The organism is Hydrogenophaga sp. (assembly GCF_051007235.1).
Taxonomy (GTDB): Bacteria; Pseudomonadota; Gammaproteobacteria; order Burkholderiales; family Burkholderiaceae_C; genus Hydrogenophaga.
On sequence record NZ_JBPCSJ010000048.1, the window covers coordinates 1 to 6,686 of the forward strand.

A 6,686-nucleotide genomic window follows, 5' to 3' on the forward strand; every position below is an offset into this window, starting at 1 on the left:
CGCTGGGCGCCAAAGCGGAAATCGTCGCCCACCAGCACGTACCGCACCCCCAGCGCCTTGACCAGGATGTCCTCGATGAAGGCCTGTGGTGGCAGCGAAGCCAGCCGCTGGTTGAACGGCAGCACCACGCACTGGTCCACGCCGCAGCGCTCCAGCTCTTCGAGCTTGTCGCGCAGGGTGGCGATGCGTGCCGGCGCCAGTTCGGGTTTGCGGTGCACGGCCGCAAAGAAGTCGCGTGGGTGCGGCTCGAAGGTCATGGCGCAGGTCGGCACGCCGCGGTGGCGCGCCTCGTTGCGCAGCAGTGCCAGCATCGCCTGGTGGCCCCTGTGCACGCCGTCGAAATTGCCAATGGTCAGGGCGCAGCCGGTCGTGGCGACGCGGTTGCCAAGCCCTCGGAGGATCTTCATGGGTGGTGTTGCCCGGGTGTTCGGCCCTGAGGCGGGTGTCTGTCACACAAGCGCGTTATATTGACACACGCGCAGATGCCCGCCACCGGCAGGCTGGCACGGCAAAGACAGATGTTCCGGTTGTTGTTCAACATGGAGGTGGTCTTGAAGGTCTTGAAGCTCTCTGCCCAGGGGCTGCCGCAGTCGTGGATCAGCCTGGAAGAAGCCGTTCTGCACTATGCGGCGGACGAGGTGCGGTGGGAGATGGGTGCGGAGGTCGCGGTGTTCCATGGCGGACACAACGCGGTCACGGGGCGGCAGTCCATCATCACCGTCAACTCCATCATCGGCACCAAAGGTGTGCCCAGCATCAACCCGTTCGACCTTCGGCCGACGCTGACCAACGCCAAGCTGTTCTCGCGCGACCGTTGCCTGTGCGGCTATTGCGGGCAACATTTCCACGAGGACGAGCTGACCCGCGAACACATCCAGCCGCTGGGGCAGAACGGCCGCGATGTGTGGATGAACGTGGTCACCGCGTGCAAGGCCTGCAACCACCGCAAGGGCAACCGCACGCCCGAGCAGGCGCACATGCCCCTGCTGTACGCGCCCTATGTGCCCAGCCTGTGGGAGGACTTCATCTTGCGCAACCGGCGCATCCTGGCGGACCAGATGGAGTTCCTGATGTCGCATTTGCCCAAAAGTTCGCGCTTGCACGCCTGAGCGAACAAGGGCTGGACAACAAAAAACCCGCCTCGGCGGGTTTTTTGTTGGGGTTGCGGTCAAGCGCGTCAGGGTGTGCCGGTGGCGGTCACCGTGCAGCCCACCTGGAAGTTCAGGCTGGAGTTGGCTGGCAAAGCCGCAATCGTCACCCCGCTGCCTTGCAGATTGGCGATGCTGAGCGCGGGTGCCACAGGGCAGACGGCCACGCCACTGGCGACGCTGCAGGTGACCGTGGTGCAACTCAGGCCGGTGGTGGCTGGATCGGTCACCACTGTGTTGGTCGCGTTGCCCGGCCCACTGTTGCTCACGGTGATGGTGTAGCTGGTGGTCTGCCCGGCGGTCAGGGTACCGACGGCGTTGCTCTTGGTGACCCCGATGTTGCCTGCGGGCGTGACGGAGCTGCTCACGGTCTGCGTGTTGTTGGACGGATCGGGATCGGTTGCCACCGAGGTGATGGTGGCTCGACCCAGGTTGGTCAGGGTGCCGGAGAAAGTGTTGCTCAGCGTGGCCGTGACGTTGTAGCGCACGCTAGCGCCGAGCGACAGCGACACGGTGTTGTTGATGTTGCCGGTGCCAGTGGGCGTGGTGCCGCAGCTGGTGGTCACGATGGTTGAAGACCCCGTGGACAGGACGGAACAAGACCATGTGGCCAACGCGACACCGGCCGGGAATGTGTCCTGGATGGCGATTTCGCGCACCACACCCGGGCCTGGGTTGCTGGCCGTCAGGGTGTAGAACACCGTCTGCCCCTGCAACACGGTGGTCGGGGTCACCGCTTTCGAAAAAGAAATGTCCACAGGGAACGAGCGCGACAGGTCGGTCAGGATCGCGCCGGTGGCGCCGGCGTTCGTTGCGACGCCGGTCAGCGAGCTGACACGCCAAGTCTGACTGGTGGCACCGGTACTGGCCAGCAGGCAGGGGTTGGGCGACGCGGCGCAGCCAGCCAACCCCAGCGGGCCTTCGGCCAGTCCGTTGGGCGAGCCCGCCAGGCCCAGATCTCCGAGGTTGGTGGCCGCCACGTTGCTGCCGCTGGCCACGGTCTGGAAGCTGGCCGACGTGGCGCGGTAGAGGTTGTAGTTCGCCGTGCCGTCCTGTGCCAGGATGTACATGCTGCCGTCGGACGTGCAGGCAAAGTCGCCACTGCCGCCCGTGGGCAGACCGGTCCAGTTCAAGGTCCGAAGGATCGCTCCTGTGGCTGGGTTGATCTCGTAGAACGCCGCCGTGTTCGACATCGCGTAGAAACGGCCGTCGGGGCAGGCCGTTGCACGGATGACCGAGGCGGGCAAGGCCGTGGCCACGGCTGTGCCGTTGGCGCAGGTCTGGGGGTTGACGGACGCGATCCGCGGGTTCGCCACCGTCTGTTCGATGTAATAAATATTGCCGTCGAGGCTGGCCACCCCCATGGCCGCGGTATTGAACTGCAAGGTACAGCCCAGGTCGGTGGCCGCGCCGGAGGTGGGGTTGACCGTGTAGATGCGGTTGTAGTTGGTGCCAGACGCTGCACCCACCCCGTAAATCGCCTGGGCATGCGCAGTGCCGGTCAGACCCGCCAGCAGGACAGCTCCTAGGCCAAGGGTGGAGGCGAGGTGTCGGCGGAGAGCTCGGAGGTATTTCATCGCGTTGTGACGACTGAGGGCTGGGTTTGGAAGCAGCCAGCCCTGGGGACAAGATAAAAGTATTAATTATTTTATCTTGCGGTCGTGTCTTTGCGCCGCACAAAGCCGTCTTCGACCAAGACCGAGCCCGCGAAACTGTGGGAAATTCACGACCCGCACGCCAGCGTGCGGGTCCAGACCCCATGTGACGTTCGGCTCAGGCGAACACGCCCGCTGTCTCCTGCATGCGGCCGGAGACCTCGCCCAGGTGGTGCAGGGTGTCGCCGAACGTCATTTCCAGCTGGGTCAGCTTCTTGAAGTAGTGGCTGACGATGTACTCGTCGGTCACGCCGATGCCGCCGTGCAGCTGCACCGCCTGCTGACCCACATAACGCATCGATTGCCCCAGCTGCACCTTGGCGCGTGAAAGCGCGCGGCGGCGCTCATCGGCCGGGGCGTTGAGCTTGAGGCTGGCGTAGTAGCTCATCGAGCGCGCCAGTTCCAGCTGCATCTTCATGTCGGCCATGCGGTGGCGCAGCGCCTGGAAGCTGCTGATGGCCACACCGAACTGCTTGCGCGTGTTCAAGTAGTCGGCCGTCACGGTCACGGTCTTGTCCATCACGCCCACAGCCTCGGCGCAGACGGCGGCGATGCCGATGTCCACCGCGTGTTCCAGCGCCGTCAACCCGTCCAGCGTGACCAGCGAGGCCAGCGCGTTCTGCAGCGTCACATCCGCCGCGCGGCCGCCGTCCTGCGTGCCATGGCCCTGCGTGGTGACGCCGCTGGCGCTGCGCTCGACCACGAACAGCGCGATCTGGCCGTTCACCATGGCGGGCACCACGAAGGCGTCCGCCTGGTCGCCCGCAGGCACCACGTGCTTGTCACCGCTGATGGTCCAGCCACTGCCGGCCTGGGTGGCAACGGTCTTGCAGACATCCAGCCGGTAGCGCGCACCGCGCTCCTGTTGCGCCAGCACCACCAGTGCTTCGCCGGACGCGATCTTCGGCAGCCAGGCCGCCTTCACGTCGGCGCCGCCGTAGGCGCCGATCACGCCACTGGTGATCAGCGTCTGCGCCAGCGGCTCCAGCACGATGCCGCGCCCCAGCTCTTCCATCACCACCATGCCCTCGACCGGGCCCATGCCCATACCGCCATCGGCTTCGCTGGTGTACAGGCCCGCCAGGCCCAGTTCGGCCAGTTCGTTGTAGGCGTTGCGGTCAAACCCGCCGGTCTTGACGATGCCGCGGCGGCGTTCGAAGTCGTACCCCTTGTCGACCCACTTGCGCACCGCGTCGCGCAGTTGTTCCTGGTCGTCGGAAAAATCGAAATCCATGTGAATCTCCAGAAGTTTGTGCCCCCACGCTCACCACAGGTTCGCTGCCCCCCAAGGGGGCGCGATTTTCCTTTGGGCGGCCCGGCGGAAAATCATCCCAGTACCGTCTGGGCGACGATGTTGCGCTGCACTTCGTTGGAACCGCCGTAGATGGTGGTCTTGCGCAGGTTGAAGTAGGTCGAGGCCAGCGGCGCGTTGGCCACCACGCCGCCCGGGAAGTTGCCCTGCCAGCCGGCTTCCATGGCCTCTTCGATGAAGGGCAGGCTGAACGGGCCGGCGGCCAGCATCATCAGCTCGGCGTAGCGCTGCTGGATCTCGCTGCCCCGGATCTTGAGCAGACCGGCGATGTCCAGCGACTGCTTGCCCGACTTTTCGGCTGACAGCACCCGCAGCACCAGCATTTCCAGCGCCACGATGTCGACTTCGAGCAGGGCGATCTGGTCGCGGAAGCGGACGTCGTCCCACACGCCTTCGGCCTTGGCGATGCGCTTGAGGCGTTCCAGCTCGCGCTTGGCACGGTTCACATCGGCGATGTTGGTGCGCTCGTGGCTGAGCAGGTGCTTGGCGTAGGTCCAGCCCTTGTTTTCTTCGCCAATCAGGTTCTCGGCTGGCACCTTGACGTTGTCGAACCAGACCTCGTTGACCTCGCACTCGCCGTCCAGCAGCTTGATCGGTCGCACCGTCACCCCCGGCGACTTCATGTCGACCAGCAGGAAGCTGATGCCGGTTTGCGGCTTGCCTTCGGTGCTGGTGCGCACCAAGCAGAAAATCCACTCGCCGTACTGGCCGAGCGTGGTCCAGGTCTTCTGGCCGTTGACGATGTAATGGTCACCCTGGCGTTCAGCGCGGGTCTTGACCGAGGCCAGGTCCGAGCCCGATCCCGGCTCCGAGTAACCCTGGCTCCACCACACCTCGCCGCTGGCGATGCCGGGCAGGAAGCGTTCCTGCTGCTCTTTGTTGCCGAATGCCATGATCACCGGCGCCACCATCACCGGGCCGAACGGCACGATGCGCGGCGCGCCAGCCAGGGCACATTCCTCTTCGAACAGGTGTTTCTGCACAGCGGTCCAGCCCGGGCCGCCGAACTGCTCGGGCCAGCCGTAGCCGAGCCAGCCTTTTTGGCCCAGGATCCTGGCCCAGCGCTGCATGTCCTCGCGCGAGAGGCGCAACGCGTTGTGAACCTTGTGGGCGATGTCGGCGGGCAGGTGGTCCTTGACCCAGCCGCGAATCTCATCGCGGAACGCCTGCTCTTGCGGCGTGAATGCCAAATCCATGCTTGTCTCCGTGTGGGTGGGATCCCCACGGAGTTTGGCACGACCGTTCGTTTTTTCCGTGTCCGGGCCGTGACATGACCCCCACGCTCCGCCGGGTTTCAGGCACCCAGTTGCTGGCGCAGGTCGTTGAGCTGGTTCTGTAGCTGTTCCACGGTGTCCTCCAGCGCGGCCACGCGGCGCGTGAGCGCGATCAGCTCATCCTCGCTGGCTCGGCTGCCTGCGGTGGCCGCTGTGGGCACGGACAGGTCCACCGGCCCGCACAGCAGGTGGGCCCAGCGCTGCTCGCGCGCGCCGGGCGCGCGGGGCAGCTTCACCACGAGCGGGCCGCCCTTCTCGTCGCTGCGGTCCTGCAGTTCTTCCAGGAAGGCGTCCACCGACGCGATGTCCAGGAACTTGTACCAGCGCTCGGTGTTGATGCGCAGTTCACCCGCGGTCTGCGGGCCGCGCAGCATCAGCAGGCCCAGCAGCACGGCCGACTGCTCGGGCACGCCGATGGCGCGCACAAAGTTGTGCTCGTAGCGGGTGGCCCGGCCGCCGCTGGTCTCGAACACCAGGCTGAGCTGGCGCAACTCGTCCAGCGCCTCGCTGATCTCGGCTTCGGTCAGGTTCAGCACCGGATCGCGCGCGGTTTTCTGGTTGCAGCCGCTCTGCAGGCTGTTGAGTGTCAACGGGTAGCTGTCGGGCACGGTGCGTGCCTTCTCCATCAGGGTGGCGAGCACGCGGGCTTCGGTGGGCGAGAGGGGGCGGGTGCGGACATCGTGGTTCATTACACTTGCGGGCCTTCTGTGGCTGATTGGTGGGCTGTGATTCGCGCCGTGAACAAAAACATCGTCATTCTCATCTCTGGCGGCGGCTCCAACATGGCGGCCATCGTGAACGCATCGCTGTCAGGGCGCTGGCGCGAGCGCTGGGGCGCGCAGGTGGCGGCGGTCATCAGCAACAAAGCCGATGCCGGTGGTCTGACCTTCGCCCGGGAACACCACATTGCCACCGCCACACTGGACCACAAGGCCTACGCCTCGCGCGAGGCGTTCGACGCTGCGCTGATGGGCGAGATCGACCGCCACGACCCGGCGCTTGTGGTGCTGGCCGGCTTCATGCGCATCCTCACACCTGGCTTTGTGGCGCATTACACCGGCCGGCTGATCAACATCCACCCCAGCCTGCTGCCTGCCTTCCCGGGCCTGCAGACCCACCAGCGCGCCATCGACGCCGGCTGCAGGTTTGCTGGCTGCACCGTGCACCGCGTGACCGCCGAACTGGACCATGGCGAATACCTGGACCAGGCGGTGGTGCCGGTCTTGCCCGGCGACTCTGCCCAGAGCCTGGCGGCCCGCGTGCTCACGCAGGAGCACCTGATCTATCCCCAGGTGGT

General features: G+C 65.7%; 6 protein-coding genes and 1 pseudogene. 2 read left to right on the plus strand and 5 right to left on the minus strand.

What is annotated here, in order from left to right:
- Nucleotides 1-407 (minus strand): annotated as a pseudogene (locus ACR2JA_RS01510) (bifunctional riboflavin kinase/FAD synthetase); the annotation flags it as partial.
- 144 nt (nt 408-551) lie between these two features.
- On the opposite strand from ACR2JA_RS01510, the gene ACR2JA_RS01515 reads away from it, so the two are divergent.
- The gene (locus ACR2JA_RS01515) at nt 552-1,109 is read left to right on the plus strand and encodes an HNH endonuclease (protein WP_434007379.1); all 558 of its coding nucleotides are present in this window, start codon (nt 552-554) and stop codon (nt 1,107-1,109) included.
- A gap of 68 nt (nt 1,110-1,177) precedes the next feature.
- On the opposite strand, the gene ACR2JA_RS01520 is transcribed toward ACR2JA_RS01515, so the two are convergent.
- The 4 genes from ACR2JA_RS01520 to ACR2JA_RS01535 form a co-directional block, all read right to left on the minus strand.
- Nucleotides 1,178-2,617 (minus strand): hypothetical protein, encoded by a 1,440-nt coding sequence (locus ACR2JA_RS01520; RefSeq protein ID WP_434007380.1) that lies wholly within the window; start codon nt 2,615-2,617, stop codon nt 1,178-1,180.
- Between the two features lie 304 nt (nt 2,618-2,921).
- Nucleotides 2,922-4,037: an acyl-CoA dehydrogenase family protein gene (locus ACR2JA_RS01525; protein ID WP_434007381.1), complete on the minus strand. Its 1,116-nt coding sequence runs from the start codon at nt 4,035-4,037 to the stop codon at nt 2,922-2,924.
- A 92-nt stretch (nt 4,038-4,129) separates the two neighbouring features.
- Complete coding sequence (locus tag ACR2JA_RS01530; protein ID WP_434007382.1) at nt 4,130-5,311, minus strand: acyl-CoA dehydrogenase family protein; 1,182 nt, start codon at nt 5,309-5,311, stop codon at nt 4,130-4,132.
- Between the two features lie 98 nt (nt 5,312-5,409).
- On the minus strand, nt 5,410-6,078 hold the full coding sequence (locus ACR2JA_RS01535; protein WP_434007383.1) for a YceH family protein: 669 nt from the start codon (nt 6,076-6,078) through the stop codon (nt 5,410-5,412).
- 93 nt (nt 6,079-6,171) lie between these two features.
- On the opposite strand from ACR2JA_RS01535, the gene purN reads away from it, so the two are divergent.
- Nucleotides 6,172-6,686: phosphoribosylglycinamide formyltransferase (purN, locus tag ACR2JA_RS01540; RefSeq protein WP_434007384.1), on the plus strand; the 515-nt coding region annotated here is incomplete at its 3' end.

Bases quoted from the DNA above. Each gene is read 5' to 3' on its own strand.
- ACR2JA_RS01525 (WP_434007381.1), bottom strand. From the start codon at position 4,037: ATGGATTTCGATTTTTCCGACGACCAGGAACAACTGCGCGACGCGGTG.
- ACR2JA_RS01530 (WP_434007382.1), bottom strand. From the start codon at position 5,311: ATGGATTTGGCATTCACGCCGCAAGAGCAGGCGTTCCGCGATGAGATT.
- ACR2JA_RS01535 (WP_434007383.1), bottom strand. From the start codon at position 6,078: ATGAACCACGATGTCCGCACCCGCCCCCTCTCGCCCACCGAAGCCCGC.